Origin of the sequence: Klebsiella sp. Shm-1, from assembly GCF_040804525.1 — a bacterium.
Classification (GTDB): domain Bacteria; phylum Pseudomonadota; class Gammaproteobacteria; order Enterobacterales; family Enterobacteriaceae; genus Klebsiella; species Klebsiella pneumoniae.
On sequence record NZ_CP161823.1, the window covers coordinates 4,048,166 to 4,066,491 of the forward strand.

Annotated in this window: 17 protein-coding genes; 5 read left to right on the forward strand and 12 right to left on the reverse strand. The window is 59.1% G+C overall.

The features are described 5' to 3' along the window. Positions 1-74: 74 nt before the first annotated feature. The 4 genes from proY to phoB form a co-directional block, all read right to left on the reverse strand. Positions 75-1,448, reverse strand: a complete 1,374-nt coding sequence (proY, locus tag AB1E37_RS19910) for a proline-specific permease ProY (protein WP_002890348.1) — start codon at positions 1,446-1,448, stop codon at positions 75-77. Between the two features lie 86 nt (positions 1,449-1,534). Continuing rightward, positions 1,535-2,854 carry a branched-chain amino acid transporter carrier protein BrnQ gene (brnQ, locus tag AB1E37_RS19915; protein WP_004144627.1) on the reverse strand — a complete coding sequence of 440 codons (1,320 nt, stop codon included), beginning with the start codon at positions 2,852-2,854 and terminating at the stop codon, positions 1,535-1,537. 414 nt (positions 2,855-3,268) lie between these two features. Then, positions 3,269-4,564 (reverse strand): phosphate regulon sensor histidine kinase PhoR, encoded by a 1,296-nt coding sequence (phoR, locus tag AB1E37_RS19920; protein WP_002890344.1) that lies wholly within the window; start codon positions 4,562-4,564, stop codon positions 3,269-3,271. Between the two features lie 21 nt (positions 4,565-4,585). Continuing rightward, entirely contained in the window at positions 4,586-5,275 is a 690-nt protein-coding gene (phoB, locus tag AB1E37_RS19925) for a phosphate response regulator transcription factor PhoB (RefSeq protein WP_002890343.1), read from the reverse strand. Positions 5,276-5,457: 182 nt separating this feature from the next. On the opposite strand from phoB, the gene sbcD reads away from it, so the two are divergent. Together sbcD and sbcC are read left to right on the forward strand one after the other, a co-directional pair. Beyond that, the gene (sbcD, locus tag AB1E37_RS19930; protein WP_023284724.1) at positions 5,458-6,663 is read left to right on the forward strand and encodes an exonuclease subunit SbcD; all 1,206 of its coding nucleotides are present in this window, start codon (positions 5,458-5,460) and stop codon (positions 6,661-6,663) included. Then, entirely contained in the window at positions 6,660-9,797 is a 3,138-nt protein-coding gene (sbcC, locus tag AB1E37_RS19935; protein ID WP_032447367.1) for an exonuclease subunit SbcC, read from the forward strand. The genes sbcD and sbcC overlap by 4 nt, the downstream gene beginning before the upstream one ends. Positions 9,798-9,870: 73 nt before the next feature. Here sbcC and mak read toward each other — a convergent pair whose 3' ends face one another. Further along, positions 9,871-10,785: a fructokinase gene (gene mak / locus AB1E37_RS19940; protein WP_002890286.1), complete on the reverse strand. Its 915-nt coding sequence runs from the start codon at positions 10,783-10,785 to the stop codon at positions 9,871-9,873. Between the two features lie 91 nt (positions 10,786-10,876). On the opposite strand from mak, the gene rdgC reads away from it, so the two are divergent. Further along, entirely contained in the window at positions 10,877-11,788 is a 912-nt protein-coding gene (rdgC, locus tag AB1E37_RS19945; protein ID WP_002890285.1) for a recombination-associated protein RdgC, read from the forward strand. 71 nt (positions 11,789-11,859) lie between these two features. Here rdgC and ppnP read toward each other — a convergent pair whose 3' ends face one another. The 4 genes from ppnP to aroL form a co-directional block, all read right to left on the reverse strand. Then, on the reverse strand, positions 11,860-12,144 hold the full coding sequence (gene ppnP, locus AB1E37_RS19950; protein ID WP_002890284.1) for a pyrimidine/purine nucleoside phosphorylase: 285 nt from the start codon (positions 12,142-12,144) through the stop codon (positions 11,860-11,862). Positions 12,145-12,221: 77 nt separating this feature from the next. Beyond that, positions 12,222-12,902 (reverse strand): AroM family protein, encoded by a 681-nt coding sequence (locus AB1E37_RS19955; RefSeq protein ID WP_004144619.1) that lies wholly within the window; start codon positions 12,900-12,902, stop codon positions 12,222-12,224. 250 nt (positions 12,903-13,152) lie between these two features. After that, positions 13,153-13,344: a YaiA family protein gene (locus AB1E37_RS19960; protein ID WP_002890278.1), complete on the reverse strand. Its 192-nt coding sequence runs from the start codon at positions 13,342-13,344 to the stop codon at positions 13,153-13,155. A 71-nt stretch (positions 13,345-13,415) separates the two neighbouring features. Further along, positions 13,416-13,949 carry a shikimate kinase AroL gene (aroL, locus tag AB1E37_RS19965; RefSeq protein ID WP_002890276.1) on the reverse strand — a complete coding sequence of 178 codons (534 nt, stop codon included), beginning with the start codon at positions 13,947-13,949 and terminating at the stop codon, positions 13,416-13,418. Positions 13,950-14,277: 328 nt separating this feature from the next. On the opposite strand from aroL, the gene AB1E37_RS19970 reads away from it, so the two are divergent. After that, entirely contained in the window at positions 14,278-14,988 is a 711-nt protein-coding gene (locus tag AB1E37_RS19970) for a DUF2076 domain-containing protein (RefSeq protein ID WP_367776851.1), read from the forward strand. On the opposite strand, the gene AB1E37_RS19975 is transcribed toward AB1E37_RS19970, so the two are convergent. Continuing rightward, a complete protein-coding gene (locus AB1E37_RS19975; protein WP_002890230.1) occupies positions 14,985-15,443 on the reverse strand; it encodes a YaiI/YqxD family protein in 459 nt (152 codons plus the stop codon). The genes AB1E37_RS19970 and AB1E37_RS19975 overlap by 4 nt on opposite strands. 116 nt (positions 15,444-15,559) lie before the next feature. On the opposite strand from AB1E37_RS19975, the gene proC reads away from it, so the two are divergent. Then, a complete protein-coding gene (gene proC, locus AB1E37_RS19980; protein WP_002890227.1) occupies positions 15,560-16,369 on the forward strand; it encodes a pyrroline-5-carboxylate reductase in 810 nt (269 codons plus the stop codon). A gap of 67 nt (positions 16,370-16,436) precedes the next feature. Here proC and AB1E37_RS19985 read toward each other — a convergent pair whose 3' ends face one another. Together AB1E37_RS19985 and phoA are read right to left on the reverse strand one after the other, a co-directional pair. Continuing rightward, positions 16,437-16,754, reverse strand: coding sequence for a PsiF family protein (locus AB1E37_RS19985; protein WP_002890225.1), 318 nt, complete (start codon positions 16,752-16,754; stop codon positions 16,437-16,439). Positions 16,755-16,845: 91 nt separating this feature from the next. Further along, complete coding sequence (gene phoA, locus AB1E37_RS19990) at positions 16,846-18,276, reverse strand: alkaline phosphatase (RefSeq protein ID WP_032418436.1); 1,431 nt, start codon at positions 18,274-18,276, stop codon at positions 16,846-16,848. Between the last annotated feature and the right edge of the window lie 50 nt (positions 18,277-18,326).

Sequence of the window (18,326 nt, forward strand, 5' to 3'; positions counted from 1 at the left end):
GGGGGAGGATAACGGGGGAGGACGCGGGACCGCAAGCCGCCCCGGCCGCGCGATGCTGACCGGGGCGATGTCGATTACTGAGCCTGCGCCAGGCGGCGCTCACGGCGGGTCTTAAAGACCCAGCCGAGCAGCAACAGCGCAATCCACGCCATACCGACGTACAGCGAGATGCGGGTGTCCGGATGATAGCCGATAAGGGCGATAATAAAGGCCAGGAACAGCAGGCCGATCACCGTGGTCACCACCCCGCCAGGGACTTTGAATTTCAGCGCCTTAACCTCTTCGGGCGACAGACGGCGGCGGAAGGCTATCTGTGACAGCAGGATCATAATCCACACCCACACCGTGGCGAAGGTGGCCAGGGAGGCGATCACCAGGAAAACGTTCTCCGGCATGATGTAATTTAGGTATACCGCAAACAGCAGCGCAATGGTCATCACCATCACCGTCACCCACGGAATACCGCGACGCGACGTTTTAGCGAATACCTTCGGCGCGCTGCCCTGCTCAGCCATGCCGTGCAGCATACGGCCCACGCCGAACACGTCGGAGTTAATCGCCGACAGCGAAGCCGTCAGGACCACGAAGTTAAGAATACTGGCCGCGAAGGTAATGCCCAGATGCTGGAAGGTCAGGACGAAGGGGCTGCCGTCGGTTCCCACCTGATTCCACGGGTAGATGGACATAATGACGAACAGCGTGCCGACGTAGAACACCAGAATGCGCATCGGCACCGAGTTGATGGCGCGCGGAATGGATTTCTCCGGGTCCTTCGCCTCACCGGCGGTAATGCCGATGATTTCGATGCCGCCGTAAGCGAACATCACCATCTGCAGCGACATCACCATTCCCAGCCAGCCGTTGCTGAAGAAGCCGCCGTTGCTCCACAGGTTATGAATCCCCGTCGGCTGGCCGCCGTTGCCGATCCCCCAGATAATGATGCCGAACCCGGCGAGGATCATGATGATAATGGTGGCCACTTTGAAGAACGAGAACCAGAACTCCAGCTCGCCAAACACCTTGACGCTCATCAGGTTGACGGCGCAGATGATCAGCACCACGCTGAGCACCCAGATCCAGTGCGGCACCGTCGGGAACCAGACGCCCATGTAGATGCCGAAGGCGGTAACGTCGGCGATGGCGACGATCAGGATTTCAAAGCAGTAGGTCCAGCCGGTGATATAGCCCGCTAGTCCGCCGAGGTTTTCCTGGGCATAGCGGGAGAATGAGCTGGCGGCAGGGTTATGCACCGACATCTCACCGAGCGCCCGCATAATGATATATGCCGCGACGCCGCCGATAATGTAGGCCAACAGTACGCTGGGTCCGGCCATTTTAATGGCGTCGGCCGAGCCGTAAAAAAGCCCGGTGCCGATGGCGGAACCCAGGGCCATAAAGCGAATGTGCCGGGTGCTTAGCCCGCGCTTAAGCTTGTTACTACTTTCCATCGTGGTTTTTCAATGCCGTTTAACACAAAAAATAAAAAACCACGGAACCCGAAGTCCCGTGGTTAAACGCTTGTCCTCACCGCCGGTTAATGCGCGCTGGAAGTCACCTGACGTCCGGCTGCGCGATCCCAGATCACCGCGAGAATGGTCATCACGGCGGTGGGCATCAGCCAGGCCAGGCCCTGCTCCGCCAGCGGCAGACGCGCGGTCCAGTCCGGCAGAATCGCGGCAAATGCCGATGACTTAATCCCGTCAATGATACCAAACATCAGGCTGATAAACATGGCCGGCGCGATAACGCGGGACGAATTATGCCACCAACTGCGGGTAAAGCTTAATACAACCAGTGCGATACACGGCGGATAGATAGCGGTCAGCACCGGAATCGATACCTGGATCAGATGGCTAAGGCCCAAATTGGAGACCGCCATGGAGAACAGGCCGAGAACAAAGACCAGCGTGCGATAGGAGAACGGCAGATACTGGGCAAAGAACTCAGCGCAGGCGCAGGTCAGGCCCACCGCCGTCACCAGGCAAGCGATGAAGATCAGCGCCGCCAGCAGGAAACTGCCCGCCCCGCCGAAGGTGTGCTGCACGTAGGCATGGAGGATCGCCGCGCCGTTGGCGGACTGATCCACGAGAGTAGCGCTGTCAGAGCCCAGACGGAACAGCGCCAGATACAGCAGGGTCAGGCCGACGCCCGCCATCAGGCCAGCCCAGACGGTATAGCGGGTCAACAGACGCGCTTCGCTAACGCCGCGTGAGCGAGCGGCATTAACAATCACGATGCCGAACACCATCGCGCCGAGGGTATCCATGGTCAGGTAGCCGTTGACGAAGCCATTGGAGAATGGCGCCGTACGATACGCTTCCAGCGCGTCGCTGATCGGGCCCGCTGGCCAGATGATGGCGGCGACCGCCAGCACAATCAGGGCGATAATTTTCAGCGGCGCAAGGAAATTGCCCACGGTGTCCAGCAGTTTGCCCGGATAGAGGGAGACCAGAATCACCAGCGCGAAGTAAATAACGCTGTAGATCAGCAGCGGCAGCGGGCCGTCGCCGGTCAGCGGCGCAATACCGACCTCAAAGGAGACGGTCGCGGTACGCGGCGTCGCGAACAGCGGTCCTACCGCGAGATAGCACACCACCGCCAGCAGGATACCGGCCACTTTACCAATCGGGGTGCTCAGGCTTTCAACGCCGCCGCCGACTTTCGCCAGCGCCACCACCGTCAGCACCGGCAGACCCACCGCAGTGATCAGGAAGCCGATCGCCGCCGTCCAGACGTGCTCGCCCGCCTGTAAGCCAACCATCGGAGGGAAAATAATGTTGCCTGCGCCAACGAACAACGCGAAGGTCATAAAGCCCAACGCTATGATGTCGCGAGATTTTAACTGATGGGTCATAAATTCATTACTGCCTGTGGATGTGGTGTTGTAAAAAAAATGGAAAAATACCGCGCTCCCCTCTCAGGGACGATACAGCGGCCATTGCCGGTAAACTCAGCGAGATATGCTCCCGAAGCGGCGTGGGAAAGAATTGTTTTTGGTATTACCACGCAAAAGCAGTCTGTCATCGACTGCGCAGGCGCAATTTAAACGCTTATAACGTTTTAAAGCAAGGCACGATCGCAAAAGCAGATGATTATGCTGGTTATGTCTTTCACACCAGAATCATTTACCATATTGATAGAAAACCCGTGGCTTATCATGCGAACAAAAAAGCAGCGCACGCTCATTAAATAGGCGAGAAAAAACGACTGCCAATGAAAATGACCAGCTGAAGCTGGTCATTGGCAAGATAAACTGACAGCGCGTCGATCAGGCGTCATTTTTGGCAATTAATCGTTCCGGGAGCAGGAAGCTAAAGCGGGTTCCCTTGCCCACCGTGCTGTCGATTTCCAGCCGGCTGTCATGATGGTTAACCGCGTGTTTGACGATCGCCAGTCCCAGGCCACTGCCCCCCGTTTGCCGGGAACGGGCTTTATCCACCCGATAAAAACGCTCGGTCAGACGGGGAATATGCTCCGGCGCAATGCCTGGCCCGTTATCCTCGACGCTGAACAGCGCTCCCTGCGGGGTTCGCTGCCAGCTGACGCGAATTTCGGTCCCCGGCGGGGTGTGGTTCACCGCGTTATAGACCAGGTTGGAGATGGCGCTGCGCAGCTGCTCCTCATTACCCAGCACCTTGAGCTGCTCATCGACGGTGAAGATCAGCGTCTGTTTCTCCTGGCTGAGAGTTTGCGCCTCGCGCTCCACCACCCGCAGCATCATCGGCACGTCGATGCGATCATTCATCGCCAGCGCCGGCGCGGCTTCAATACGCGACAGCGTCAGCAGCTGCTTCACCAGGCCTTCCATACGTTGAGTTTGCTCCCGCATGGTGTGCAGGGCTTTTTCTCGGGTCGCCCCCTCCAGCACCTGCTCCTGCATCATCTCCAGATAGCCCTGCAGCACCGTCAGTGGGGTGCGCAACTCATGGCTGACGTTGGCGAAAAAGTTCCGCCGCGCCCCTTCCAGCTGATGCATCTGCGTCACGTCGCGCGCCACCATCAGCCACTGCTTGTCGCTGTAGGGCATCACGCGAATTTCCAGATGACGGGCGTTATTCAGCACCAGATTGAGCGGCTTTGAAAAATCGCGCTGTTTCAGATAGTTGGCGAACTCAGGATAGCGCAGAAGGTTAAGAATGTTTTGGCCACTGTCGTCCGGCCAGCGCAGGTTTAGAATCTGCTGCGCCAGGCCATTACACCAGAAAATAGCCCCCTCTTCCGTGGTCAGGACGACCGCATCCGGCAGCGATTCCGCCCCGCTGCGAAAGCGTTTAATCAGGCTTCCCAGCTCGCGCCGACGCTTTTTATTACGCATCTGCATCTGGTGCAGACCATACAGCAGCGGCTCCCAACTGCCGCGGCCAGGCGGAGGAGTCATGCTCCGGTCCACCCACAGCCACCACGACAGGCGCATCAAATTCCAGAAATGCCAGATCAGCAAACCGGTCACTGCCGCCAGTAAAAACCACGGCAGATGACCCACAAACGCCCCCAGAATCAGGGCCGGAATACACGCTAAAAAGAGCTCCAGCGCCAGCCTTTTCCATGACAGCCGTTCCAGCACGGGTCACACTCCTGTCAAAATTCAGAAACGGGCGGAGAAACGATACCCCGTGCCGCGAACCGTTTGCACCATACGATCATGGCCACTGTGTTCCAGCGCTTTGCGCAGGCGGCGAATATGGACGTCCACCGTGCGGTCTTCCACATAAACGTTGGTCCCCCAGACGTGGTTCAGCAGCTGTTCGCGGCTGTACACCCGCTCCGGATGGGTCATAAAGAAGTGCAATAATTTAAATTCCGTCGGTCCCATATCCAGCGGACTGTCGCCGGTCATTACCCGGTGCGATGAAGGGTCGAGGCTCAGCCCCTGCATTTCGATCACCTCTTCCACCGCCATCGGTGAAATACGGCGCATCACCGCTTTGATTCGCGCCACCAGCTCTTTCGGAGAGAAAGGCTTGGTGATGTAGTCATCCGCGCCGGTCTCCAGGCCGCGAACGCGATCCTCTTCTTCTCCACGCGCGGTCAGCATCACTACCGGAATATCCCGCGTCATCGCCTCGCGCTTGAGCAGTTTAATAAACTGCAGCCCCGAACCGCCCGGCAGCATCCAGTCCAGGAGAATCAAATCAGGCCAGGGTTCATTGAGTTGATTCACCGCGCTGTCATAATCTTCCGCTTCGACAGGCTGAAAGCCATTTTGCTCCAGAACAAAGCAGACCATTTCGCGGATTGGAGCTTCATCTTCAACGACCAGAATTCTTCTCGCCATTATTTACCCTGTGTTTTTTAGCCATCAGTATAGAAGTGCGGCGTCATTATGCGTCACTTTTGTGACAGATTTATGAAAAAAATGACCGTCTGATGATCGGGTATTTTGAAGCACGACGCGGACTTACCCCTCACTAACAAGTGGTATACTGCCGCCCATGCTTTTTTCGCTAGGGAAGATTTATGCGCCTCCTTCACACCTCCGACTGGCACCTGGGCCAGAATTTTTACAGCAAAAGCCGCGCGGCCGAACACGACGCTTTTCTTACCTGGCTACTGGACCGCGCGCAGGAGCATGAAGTCGACGCCATTATCGTGGCTGGCGATATTTTTGATACCGGCTCGCCGCCGAGCTACGCCCGCGAACTGTATAACCGTTTCGTCGTCCAGTTGCAGCAGACCGGCTGTCGCCTGGTGGTGCTGGCGGGCAACCACGACTCGGTGGCGATGCTCAATGAATCCCGCGATATCCTCGCCTTTTTACACACCACCGTGGTGGCGAACGCCGGCTACGCGCCGATTGAGCTGCCGCTGCGCGACGGCACGCCGGGCGCCATCTTCTGTCCGGTGCCGTTTTTACGCCCGCGCGAGCTGGTGACCAGCCAGGCCGGTCACTCCGGTCGGGAAAAACAGCAGCTGCTGCTGCACGCCATCAGCGACTATTATCAGGAGCAGTATCAGCAGGCCTGCGCGCTGCGCGGCGATCGGCCGCTGCCCATCATTGCCAGCGGCCATCTGACCACCGTCGGCGCCAGCAAAAGCGATGCCGTCCGCGACATTTACATCGGCACACTGGATGCCTTTCCGGCGCAACACTTCCCCCCTGCCGACTACATTGCGCTGGGCCATATTCACCGGGCGCAGATGGTCGGCGGCTGCGAGCATATCCGCTACAGCGGCTCGCCGCTGCCGCTGAGCTTCGATGAAACCGGCAAAGCGAAATCGGTGCATCTGGTGAGCTTTAGCGAGGGGCGACTTAGCGCCGTGGAAACCCTGGAGGTGCCCGTGACCCAGCCTCTGGCGGTAATCAAAGGCGATCTGGCCGCCATCACCGCCCAGCTGGAGCAGTGGCGCGGCGTCGAGCAGGACCCGCCGGTGTGGCTGGATATCGAAATCACCACCGAGGACTATCTGCACGATATTCAGCGGCATATTCAGGCGCTGACGGAGGATCTGCCGGTGGAAGTGCTGCTGGTGCGCCGCAGCCGCGAGCAGCGCGAGAAAATACTGCTCAACGCCCAGCGGGAGACGCTCAGTGAACTGAAGGTGGAGGAGGTATTCGAGCGCCGGCTGGCGCTGACCGAAATTGACGAGATGAAGCGCGCCCGGCTGCATGAGCTGTTCGCCCATACGGTGCATACGCTCACCGCGGAGGACGAAAACGCATGAAAATCCTCAGTCTGCGTCTGAAAAACCTCAACTCCCTGAAAGGGGAATGGAAGATAGACTTTACCGCCGAGCCGTTCGCCAGCAATGGCCTGTTCGCCATTACCGGCGCCACCGGGGCCGGGAAAACCACGCTGCTCGATGCCATTTGCCTGGCGCTCTATCATGAGACGCCGCGCCTGAACAAGGTCTCCCAGTCGCAAAACGACCTGATGACCCGCGATACCGCCGAGTGTCTGGCGGAGGTCGAGTTTGAAGTAAAAGGCATCGCCTACCGCGCTTTTTGGAGCCAGAACCGGGCCCGTAACCAGCCGGATGGCAATCTGCAGGCGCCCCGCGTCGAGCTGGCGCGCTGCGCTGACGGCAAAATTCTCGCCGATAAAGTCTCGGACAAGCTGGAGCAAACCGCGACGCTTACCGGCCTCGACTATGGCCGCTTCACCCGCTCGATGCTGCTTTCCCAGGGGCAATTTGCCGCCTTCCTGAACGCGAAGCCGAGCGATCGCGCGGAGCTGCTGGAGGAGCTGACCGGCACGGAAATCTACGGCCAGATTTCAGCCATGGTCTACGAACAGCACAAAGCCGCTCGCCATGCGCTGGAGAAGTTCGAAGCCCAGGCGGCGGGCATCGTCCTGTTGACGGAGGCCCAGCAGCAGGCGCTGCAGGAAAGTTTGCAGGTACTTACTGACGAAGAAAAAGCCCTGCTGGCCCAGCAGCAGAGCCAGCAGCAGCAGCTCCAGTGGCTGACCCGCCGCGACGAGCTGGCGCAGCAACAGCAGCAGGCCGCCACCCGGCAGCAGCAGGCCAGCCAGGCGCTGGCGGACGCCGCCCCGGCGCTGGCGAAGCTTGAGCTGGCCCAGCCCGCCGCCCAACTGCGTCCCCTGTGGGAGCGCCAGCAGGAGCAGACGGCAGGCCTGGCGCAAACCCGGCAGCGGATCAGTGAAGTAAATGCTCGCTTACTTGCCAGCACGGCGCTGCGCGCGCGCATCCGCCAGGGCGCCTTGCGCGCTCAGCAGCAGCGTCAGGCTGAACTGGCCGATCTGGCGCAGTGGCTGGCCGCCCATGAGCGTTTCCGCTTATGGGGTCAGGAGATCGCCGGCTGGCGGGCGCAATTCTCGCAACTGACGCGGGATAAACAACAGCTAACGGCTCAGAGCACCCGCCTGGCCGCGCTACGCCAGAAGCTGGCCACGCTGCCAGCCAGCCCTCTCACCCTGAGCGCGGATGACGTTGCCGCAGCGATAGAACAGCAAACCCAATCGCGGCCGCTGCGCCAGCGCCTGATCTCCCTGCATGAGCAGCATCAGCTGCTGCGCAAGCGTCTGCGCCAGAACGCCGAGAGCGTCCAGCAGGCGCAGGCGGAGCAGGTAAAACTTAACGCCACCCTGACGCTGCGCCGGGAACAATATAAAGACAAAAACCAGCACTATCTCGACCTGAAGGCGCTCTGCCAGCGGGAAGAAACGATTAAAGACCTGGAAAGCTACCGCGACCGGCTCGAGGCGGGTAAGCCCTGTCCGCTGTGCGGCGCCTGTGAACACCCGGCGATTGAACAATACGCCTCGTTGACGCTCACGGATAATCAGCGCCGCCGCGATGCGCTGGAAAAGGAGGTCGCCGCGCTGAAAGAAGAAGGCCTGCTGATCCTCGGGCAGGTCAAGGCCCTGACGCAACAGCTTCAGCGTGACACCGAAGCGGCCGGGCGGCTCGCAGAGGAAGAGCAAGCGCTTACTAAAGCGTGGCAGGAGACCTGCGCCTCTCTGCACATCACGCGGGATATTGCGCAAGAGATAAACGACTGGATGCAGGAGCAGGAGCGCTACGAGCAGCAGCTCTATCAGCTCAGCCAGCGCCTGATGTTGCAGAGTCAGCTTAACGATCAGCAGGCGCTGGAGCGCCAGGCCGAGCAGCTGCTGGCGGCCACGCGCCAGGGACTGGAGAGCGCCCTGCAGGCCCTGGCCCTGAGCCTGCCGGCAGAAGGGACAGAAGCCGCCTGGCTGCACGCTCGCGAAAGCGAATTTGCCCAGTGGCAGGCGCAACAGACCCAACATGATGCCATTCAGCAGCAAATCGCTGCTCTGCGGCCACTGCTGGAGACGCTGCCGACCAGCGACGAGACAGAGATTGAAGCTGAGTCGGCCATCCCGGACAACTGGCGCGAAATCCACGAGGAATGCCTGTCGCTGCACAGCCAGCTTGTCGCCCAGCAGCAGCAGGAAACCCAGGAAAAGGCGCGTCTGGACCAGTCGCAGGCGCAATTCACCTCCGCCCTGGCCGCCAGCCGCTTTAGCGATCGGGAGGCGTTCCTCGCCGCGCTGCTGGATGACGAGACCGCCCAGCGGCTGACGCAGTTAAAACAGACGCTGGAGCAGCAGCTTCAGCAGGCGGCTGCGCTCTGCGAGCAGGCGACCCGGCAACATGAGGCGCTCCTGGCGCTGCGTCCGCAAGGGGTGGACGCTGACGTCCCCACACTGCAAACCCAGCTGCACGCCCTGGCCCAGCGGCTGCGGGATAACACTACCCGCCAGGGTGAGATCCGCCAGCAGCTCAGGCAGGACGCAGAGAGCCGTCAACAGCAGCAGGCGCTGGGGCAACAGATTGCAGAGGCGGCGCAGCTGGCGGACGACTGGGGCTATCTCAATTCGCTGATCGGCTCCAGCACCGGCGACCGGTTCCGCAAATTCGCCCAGGGGCTGACGCTGGATAATCTGGTCTGGCTGGCAAACCAGCAGCTCAACCGCCTGCATGGCCGCTATCTGCTACAGCGCAAGGCCAGCGAGGCGCTGGAGCTGGAGGTTGTCGATACCTGGCAGGCCGACGCCGTGCGCGACACCCGCACCCTCTCCGGCGGCGAAAGTTTCCTCGTCAGCCTGGCGCTGGCCCTGGCGCTGTCAGACCTGGTGAGCCATAAGACGCGGATTGACTCCCTGTTTCTTGATGAAGGCTTCGGCACCCTCGACAGCGAAACGCTGGACACGGCCTTGGACGCCCTGGATGCCCTTAACGCCAGCGGTAAGATTATCGGGGTGATCAGCCACGTGGAGGCGATGAAAGACCGCATTCCGGTGCAGATCAAAGTGAAGAAGATTAACGGCCTGGGCTATAGCCGGCTGGACAAAGCGTTTGCCGTGGAGTGAGGTCTGAATTATGGCGATGTCCCCTCACCCTAACCCTCTCTCGAGGGAGAGGGTCCGGGTGCGGGGAAGCGGTTCAGGTCCCCTGGAGCGGCCACAGCCAGGCCGCGCCGCGTACCCCGCTGGAGTCGCCGTGCATCGCTTTGCGGATCGGCGTTTCACACTCGCCGCCGAAGACCCACTGCTTCACCAGGTCCGGCACCGTCTGATACAGCCGTTCGACGTTGCTCATCCCGCCGCCCAGCACGATAACGTCCGGGTCGAGGATATTCACCACGTGGGCCAGCGATTTCGCCAGCCGCTGTTCATAGCGGCTCAGCGCCAGTTCAGCCTTTTCGTCACCTTCTCCCACCAGGCGCATAATCTCGCTGCCGGTTAACCCTTTGCCGCTCAGCCGCTGATAGTCGGTGGCGAAACCGGTGCCGGAGATAAAGGTTTCGATACACCCCTGTTTGCCGCAGTAGCATGGGACTTCCGCACGGTAGCGCAGCTCATCGTCGTTCATCCACGGCAATGGGTTATGTCCCCATTCGCCAGCGTTACCATTGCCGCCGATATGCGCCCGCCCGTTGAGCGCCACCCCGGCGCCGCAGCCGGTGCCGATAATCACCGCGAATACCGTTTGCGCCCCCGCCGCCGCGCCGTCCACCGCTTCCGACACCGCCAGACAGTTGGCATCGTTAGCCAGCCGGACTTCCCGCTCAAGGCGCAGGCTGAGGTCCTTATCAAAGGGCTGGCCGTTGAGCCAGGTCGAGTTGGCGTTTTTCACCACCCCGGTATAAGGCGAAATTGAGCCAGGAATGCCCATCCCCACGGTACCCTGCTGTCCGGTCGCCTGCTCGGCCATCGCCACCAGAGTGGCGATGGTCTCGATGGTTTGCCGGTAGTCCTCCCGCGGCGTGGGTAACCGGTGGCGAAACAGCTGCTCTCCCTGGTCGCTCAGGGCTATCACTTCGGTTTTTGTTCCACCTAAATCAATACCAATACGCACGCTCAGCTCCTCACCCCGATTAACAATGCAAGCATAGCGACAATTCGCTATCATGCCCGCCTGATTTAACGACAAAGCCGTGGAAATTATCATGCTGTGGTTCAAAAATTTAATGGTTTACCGTCTCAGCCGCGATATCGAATTGCGCGCCGAGGAGATGGAAAAACAGCTGGCCGAGCTGACATTTACCCCTTGTGGCAGCCAGGATATGGCGAAAACCGGTTGGGTGTCGCCGATGGGATCGCACAGCGACGCGCTGACGCATACGGCAAACGGCCAGATCATTATCTGCGCGCGTAAAGAAGAGAAGATCCTGCCGTCGCCGGTGATTAAGCAGGCGCTGGAGGCAAAGATCCAGAAGCTGGAAGCCGATCAGGGCCGCAAGCTGAAGAAGACCGAGAAAGATTCCCTGAAAGATGAAGTGCTGCACTCGCTACTGCCGCGCGCCTTCAGCCGCTTCAGCCAGACAATGATGTGGATCGACACCGTCAACGGCCTGATCATGGTCGACTGCGCCAGCGCGAAGAAAGCGGAAGATACTCTGGCCCTGCTGCGTAAAACCCTCGGCTCGCTGCCGGTGGTGCCGCTGACCCTGGAGAATCCGATTGAGCTAACGCTGACCGAGTGGGTCCGCTCCGGCACCGTGGCGCAGGGCTTCCAGCTGCTGGACGAAGCCGAGCTGAAAGCGATGCTGGAAGATGGCGGCGTGATCCGCGCCAAGAAGCAGGATCTGGTTAGCGACGAAATCGCTGTACACATTGAGGCCGGGAAGGTCGTCACCAAGCTGGCGCTGGACTGGCAGCAGCGTATTCAGTTTGTGATCTGCGACGACGCGTCAATTAAGCGCCTCAAGTTCTGCGATGAACTGCGCGACCAAAACGAAGATATCGATCGGGAAGATTTCGCCCAGCGCTTTGACGCCGACTTTATCTTAATGACCGGCGAGCTGGCTGCCCTGATCCAAAGCCTGGTGGAAGGGCTCGGCGGCGAAGCGCAGCGCTAAGCGCCGCTTTCCTTCCTGCCGGGCAGGAAGGAAAAAACAACCCGGCGGCAGGCGCCGGGCGTCACGCTGGCTTACAGATAGCGGCACAGATAAGAGGTTGGCTCAGCCACCTGTAGATGAAATTCACTGTTGCCTGGCACATTGAAAACTTCGCCGGCAGCGTAAACTTTCCACTCAGTCTCACCCGGCAGCAGGACATTCAGCGCCCCGCTGACTACCGTCATCTCTTCCGGCTGCGCCGTACCAAAGGTGTATTCCCCTTCCGCCATCACGCCAACGCTGGCGCGACCGGTACTGCTGCTGGTGAAGCCAATGGATTTCACTTTTCCGTCAAAGTATTCATTGCTTTGAAGCATAAACAAGCCCTTCTGATCGTCGGTTAAAGGCTCAATATAGGGGGCGCTCCTTGCCCCTGTCACGTGAAATTAACACATTAGACCAATAGTTCTGCCGCCAGTCGGGAAACCAGCACATTCGACAGCAAAACCGGAACATCGAGGGCTTTTTGTAACACATCGCGATGATGCTGATAGTAACCGAGACAGTCGAGGACCAGCACGTCGGCGCCCTGCTCCAGCAGCGTTTTGCCGGCGGTTAATAGCTCGCTGTCGCTGCCGGTAAACGGATTGGCCAGCGCGTAGTATGGCGACTTTTCCAGCGAGAGCCACTTTTGCCGCTGCATGGGCATGATCTCTTCCACCGGCACGATCACCCCTACCTGGTGCCCATCGACGATCGATGCCACCAGCGGCGGGATGATCCGCTGCGGCTCGAGGAGGATCGCGTGGTGGGTGGTAAAACCGGTCAGCTGTTCGGAACTGAGCAGCAGGATCACATCATAATGTTGTCGATCCAGCATCGCGATCGCGCTGCGGACATCGCGTTCAATTTTCTGTCGCGACACCATCACCAACTGGTTATTACTGAGCAAGGTCAGGAGTCCTTTCTCGCCGTCACCTACGGCGTACTCGGCCATTACCTCGTCAGGCGTCATCTCGCCCAGCAGGCTGATGTGGGCGATCTGTTCTTCCCTGATATGTTCGGTCAGGAGCGGCAATACTCCCGCCAGCGGCACAACGCCGATGGTCAAAATTGCCATCGTTGCACTACTCATATCATGTACCTTTTCACAACCACTGCTTCAACACAGGCTTTCCACACACAGCATCCGCCCCCCTGGTGAGTAAAAATCAACCGTCGAGAAGCGTAGCAGCTCCACGCCGCGGTTGAATGTAAAGATTGCCGGGCGGCGGCGCCGTGCCTGAAAAATCCGTGTGTTAGATATTCATTAGTACGACTGATAAATAAAAAATGTGAGATACGCCCGATATTGCCAGCATGGCGGGCAATTCGGGCTCAGGGGGTTACGACTTGTCAGGATCTTCATAACGCCGTTTGGCATCCACGGCTTCCTGCTCGGTAGGATGTTCACTGATAAGCGAATCAGGCTCAGGATAATCCGCACGGAGCTGATACCAGGTCACCGTCTGACCCTGAGGACCTTTCTCTACCGCAACCACGCGCGCTTCTCTCGGATATGGGGGCCTGTTTGGCATAGTTCTTCCTTCTTCTGGTAGCAGAACTATTAAGTATAGGCGCCCCTCGCCGCCTTAATGTAAGTAAATTCTTAACTTACCGGGGTTGCCGTCGCGCTGCATAGCATGGACATAATCTGCTCCACCACCCGATCCGGCGAGGCCGTGGCATCCACAATATGGTGGGCAGCGTCCCGGTATAACGCTTCGCGCTGCGCCAGCACCTCGCCCACTTCCTCGCGCACCGGTTTTCCGGTCAGCGTCGGCCGCTGTTCGGCTTTCGGGTAGGCTTCCAGACGGTCAATCAGCGCCGACACCGAGGCCTGCAGATAAATCACCACGCCATTCTCCCGCATAAACTGACGGTTACCTTCCGCCAGCACAATGCCGCCGCCGGTGGCGATTACCGTATTCGGCAGGGTCACGGCCTTCAGCGACAGGGTCTCCAGTTCGCGAAAACGCGCCCACCCTTCCGCCTGCACGATCTCAGCCACCGTCCGCTGCTCATGGGCCTGTAGCCGATGATCGGTATCGGAGAACTGAAAATGCCGCGCTCGCGCCAGCGCATGGCCGACGGTGGTTTTACCGCAGCCGCGTGGCCCAATAAGAAAGATAGGCTGTGTCATAACCGAAGACCCCCTGGTTCCGTCTGTCGCAAAAAAATGAAAACGAAAGCACGTATTATCGCTGTCTGTCCCGCAATGCATACGTAAAGAAAAAATTACAAAACTTCTTTACACCCCATTACCACGGTGAGAAAAGGGGCTATTAATGTAAACTTATCATTGCATTTAGTGTTTAACCAGCTTTACTTTCCGCTTGGCGTTATTTTTTATCCACCGCTGGCGTAAACGGTAACACATTTATGCATAGCTTTACGAAGCAACATATTTACAACATCATGTTTCAGAAGCACCCTGATGCCTATTCGACAGTGTGACAGAGGAATGTAACATGCAATCTGAAGAACAACGCCTTATTGATGGACTGTTTTCCCGGCTGAAAGAGGCTGAGGCGCACAGCGCATCGCGCGATGCCAGCGCCGAGGAGCGGATTGCCCAACACGTGAGCGCGCAGCCGGCGGCCCCCTACTATATGGCGCAAACCATTCTTATCCAGGAAGCCGCGATTAAACAGCTTAACGATCGCATCCAGGCGCTGGAGAGTCAGGTCAGCCAACTGCAGGCGGCAAAGCCCAGCAGCGGCGGCTTCCTCTCCGGCCTGTTTGGCGGTGGCGGCTCGTCACGCGGTTCTGACCCTATCCCGGGCGCGGAGCAATATGGTCGCCCGCAGGCCAGCGCCCAGCCGCAGTATACGCCACCACCGCAGCAGAACTATGCCCTGCAGGCTGCCGCACGCGGCGGCGGCTTTATGGCGGGCGCGCTGCAAACGGCCGCTGGCGTGGCAGGCGGCGTGGTGCTGGGCAATATGCTGACCAATATGTTCAGCGGCTCGCACCCGCAGGAGATAGTCAATATCATCGAAGAGAAGCCGCAGCCTGATGCCGCCTCCGCGCAGGACAGCATCGCGCAGGACACCACCGCAGGTGACGATCCGTTCCGCCAGGGAGACGATCAGTTCCTTGCCGACAATACCTGGAACGACGACTTCGACGCCGGCTTTGGCGACGATGATTTTGGCAGCGATGACGATAGCTGGGTTTAACCCTGGCGACGCTTAACCGCCAGCAACCACTTCTCCAGCTCGGCGGCAAACTGTTGCCGATCGCGCTGCGATAAACTATCCGGGCCGCCGGTCTGAACACCGCTGGCCCGTAATGTCTCCATAAAATCCCGCATCGTCAGCCGCTCGCGGATCGTCGCCTCGCTGTAACGTTCCCCGCGCGGATTCAGCGCCGCCCCGCCCTTCGCCAGCACCTCCGCCGCCAGCGGGATGTCGGCGGTGATCACTAAATCTCCCGCCGCGCACTGGCGAACGATTTCGTTATCCGCCACGTCAAAACCCTGCTCAACCCGCAGGGTGCGGATGAAACGCGACGGCGGCACGCGCAGCGGCTGGTTCGCCACCAGCGTCAGCGGAGTCTGGGTCCGCTCTGCCGCGCGGAACAAAATCTCTTTAATCACGTTCGGACACGCGTCCGCATCCACCCAAATGGCCATGCCAGCTCCTGTTACCTGCAATAAGTGACGCCAATGTTACCTGCTTTTCTCCCCCAGGAAAGCGCCAGGATGGTAAGCTAATCAGATCGTAACGAAAAAAGCAGAGGGGAATGGTGATGGATAAGAAAATTGGCTTTATCGGCTGCGGCAATATGGGTAAGGCCATTCTGGGCGGGCTGATCGCCAGCGGTCAGGTACAGCCGGGACAAATCTGGGTCTACACCCCGTCGCCGGACAAGGTTGCAGCTCTGCGCGACCAGTATGGCATCAACGCCGCCAGCAGCGCCCAGGAAGTGGCGCAGATTGCCGATATCGTCTTCGGCGCGGTTAAACCGGGGATCATGACCAAAGTGCTGGGCGATATCGCCTCCAGCCTGAATAAAGAGTCGCTGGTGGTCTCTATCGCCGCCGGCGTTACGCTTGAGCAGCTGGCGCGCGCCCTTGGCCACGATCGCAAAATCATTCGCGCGATGCCGAATACGCCGTCGCTGGTTAACGCCGGTATGACCTCCGTCACGCCTAACGCCCTGGTGAGCAGCGAAGATGTTGCCGAAGTGCTGACTATTTTCCGTTGCTTTGGCCAGGCGGAGCAAATTGCCGAGCCGATGATCCATCCGGTGGTGGGGGTAAGCGGTTCGGCGCCGGCCTATGTCTTTATGTTTATCGAAGCGATGGCCGATGCCGCCGTCCTCGGCGGAATGCCGCGCGCTCAGGCCTATAAATTCGCCGCCCAGGCGGTGATGGGCTCCGCCAAAATGGTGCTGGAGAGCGGAGAACACCCAGGGGCGCTGAAAGATATGGTCTGTTCCCCTGGCGGGACCACCATCGAAGCCGTGCGCGTGCTGGAAGAGAAAGGGTTCCGCTCGGCGGTAATCGAAGCCATCACCCAGTGTATGGAAAAATCAGAGAAACTGAGCCGCTCCTGAAGCTGAGCCGGCGGGCTTCAAGCCCTGAGAGGTTAAAGAACAAGGGAGCGCGAGCGCTCCCTTTTTTTCAGGCTTTCTTCAGGCAGCTACTCATGAAGGTACTGCGTTCATCGCCCTTCAGTGATTTCGCCGTGGCCGCTTTGCTGCAGTCGCTCATTTTCTGCTGCTGAGGGGTGAGCGCCTTTCCCTGCGAGGTCGTGGTCTCTTTTTTCAGACACTGGCTCATAAAGGTTTTGCGCTCCTCACCTTTCAGCATTTTGGCTGACGCTTGCTGATTGCAGTCCGTCATCCTTTGCTGCTGAGGAGTGGGCGTTTTTTCTGCCGCGCCAACCGCGCTGATAAAGATCAAGCCAAACAGTAGGGTCATCAATAAAGTTATTTTCATCGCACCATCCTTCTGTGAGTGGAACGTTGTAAGTCTGGACGCAGATAGAAAAAAAACCAGCCGGTGACGCAATTTCGCCACCGGCAGCGACTTATTTGAGACTCAGGGCAGCTTTCATGGTCGTGAACAGGTCGGTCTGATCGGTCAGGCCGACGACGTTAGCCGCATGCGGACCGTAGGCCGCAATGCGCAGTTGGGTGCCGGTGTGCTCCATCGACTCTTCCTCAGAGTTGCCGTAGCTCATCACCATCACCGCGCCATCGTGCGTGTTCAGAGCCTGGGTCAGCCCCGGGGCTTTGCTATCCGCCGGGATGATCTGGCTGGCATGCGCATGGTCGGCGGTGACGATCACCAGGGTATTACCGTCTTTTCGCGCGAATTCCAGCGCCTTCTGCACCGCTTCGTCAAGATCAACCGTTTCGCCGATCTGGCCGCACGGATTGGCCGCATGGTCCTGCTTATCGATGGAAGCGCCTTCGACTTGCAGGAAGAAACCTTTCTCGTTGCGACTCAGCAGGTCAATCGCTTTCTCCGTCATTTGCGCCAGCGTCGGCACCGAGGCGTCACGCTTCGGGTTTGGCGTACAGGTCACCGGCGGCTTATCGATATTACCGTGATAAGACGCCTTCGGCCCTTCCCAGCGTACCGGCATATTGCCATCGGCAAAGAGTCCCAGCAGCGGTTTATCCTGACTGGCTTCCGTCGCGGCGGCAAGAGAAGCCGCGTCGGTCACAATCTGGTAGCCGCGCGCTTGCGCCTGCTCGCGCAGGGTTTTGCCCTGCCACTCGCCCGCCGTCGCCGTTTCGGCAAAGGTCTTCGCGCCGCCGCCCAGGGTGACATCCGGTCGGGCGTTCAGCAGCTGTTCGGTAATGGAGCCTTTGCCCCCTTTTTCCAGCGCATTGCTGGGGCATTTTTCGCTGGTAACCGTCGGGCCGTAGCATTTACGCGATGTCACATGCGCTACCAACGCCGCGGGGGTGGCGTCCTGCAGCTCGGCGGTGGAAACGTTGCCGGTGGCCAGCCCCGCCGCTTTCGCCAGCTCGAGGATGGTCTGATGCGAATTCTCATGAATATCGACGCCCAGCGCGCCGTTATAAGTCTTCACGCCGGTGGTCCAGGCGGTTGCGGAGGCCGCCGAGTCGGTCACGTAGTCCGGTTTCCCGGTTTTTTTATCCAGCGAATAATGCGTGTACTGCCCGGTTAACGGCAGAGCATCAATTCCTTTAAAGAAACCGCCCGCCCCCTCGGCATAGTTTCGCGCAGCGGTAATTTCCGAATCACCCATGCCATCGCCAATCAGCAAAATAACGTTTTTAGCTGGCTTATTGATTAACGAGGCGCGCAGCGCTTCGGTTTGATCGCCTGTTAAACGACGCGCGCCGCCAGGAGTGGTGATATCTCCCTGCGCAGCGCGATTTTCCAGAACCGGCGCAGCAGTAGTTTCTGCATGAATAACCGGCGAGCCCAGTAGAGGAATCAGGGCAATAAACAGGGCGCTTAATTTCACTTTTGTCATCTCCATGTAAAAAATACTTAAAAAAACAAAACGAGGGAGACTTTATAAAAGGGAGA

Coding starts and splice junctions, on each gene's coding strand:
- AB1E37_RS19970 (WP_367776851.1), top strand. CDS start 14,278: ATGCAATCTGAAGAACAACGCCTTATTGATGGACTGTTTTCCCGGCTG.
- AB1E37_RS19955 (WP_004144619.1), bottom strand. CDS start 12,902: ATGAGTAGTGCAACGATGGCAATTTTGACCATCGGCGTTGTGCCGCTG.
- rdgC (WP_002890285.1), top strand. CDS start 10,877: ATGCTGTGGTTCAAAAATTTAATGGTTTACCGTCTCAGCCGCGATATC.
- AB1E37_RS19960 (WP_002890278.1), bottom strand. CDS start 13,344: ATGCCAAACAGGCCCCCATATCCGAGAGAAGCGCGCGTGGTTGCGGTA.
- proY (WP_002890348.1), bottom strand. CDS start 1,448: ATGGAAAGTAGTAACAAGCTTAAGCGCGGGCTAAGCACCCGGCACATT.
- ppnP (WP_002890284.1), bottom strand. CDS start 12,144: ATGCTTCAAAGCAATGAATACTTTGACGGAAAAGTGAAATCCATTGGC.
- phoB (WP_002890343.1), bottom strand. CDS start 5,275: ATGGCGAGAAGAATTCTGGTCGTTGAAGATGAAGCTCCAATCCGCGAA.
- AB1E37_RS19985 (WP_002890225.1), bottom strand. CDS start 16,754: ATGAAAATAACTTTATTGATGACCCTACTGTTTGGCTTGATCTTTATC.
- AB1E37_RS19975 (WP_002890230.1), bottom strand. CDS start 15,443: ATGGCCATTTGGGTGGATGCGGACGCGTGTCCGAACGTGATTAAAGAG.
- aroL (WP_002890276.1), bottom strand. CDS start 13,949: ATGACACAGCCTATCTTTCTTATTGGGCCACGCGGCTGCGGTAAAACC.
- phoA (WP_032418436.1), bottom strand. CDS start 18,276: ATGGAGATGACAAAAGTGAAATTAAGCGCCCTGTTTATTGCCCTGATT.
- proC (WP_002890227.1), top strand. CDS start 15,560: ATGGATAAGAAAATTGGCTTTATCGGCTGCGGCAATATGGGTAAGGCC.
- sbcD (WP_023284724.1), top strand. CDS start 5,458: ATGCGCCTCCTTCACACCTCCGACTGGCACCTGGGCCAGAATTTTTAC.
- sbcC (WP_032447367.1), top strand. CDS start 6,660: ATGAAAATCCTCAGTCTGCGTCTGAAAAACCTCAACTCCCTGAAAGGG.
- brnQ (WP_004144627.1), bottom strand. CDS start 2,854: ATGACCCATCAGTTAAAATCTCGCGACATCATAGCGTTGGGCTTTATG.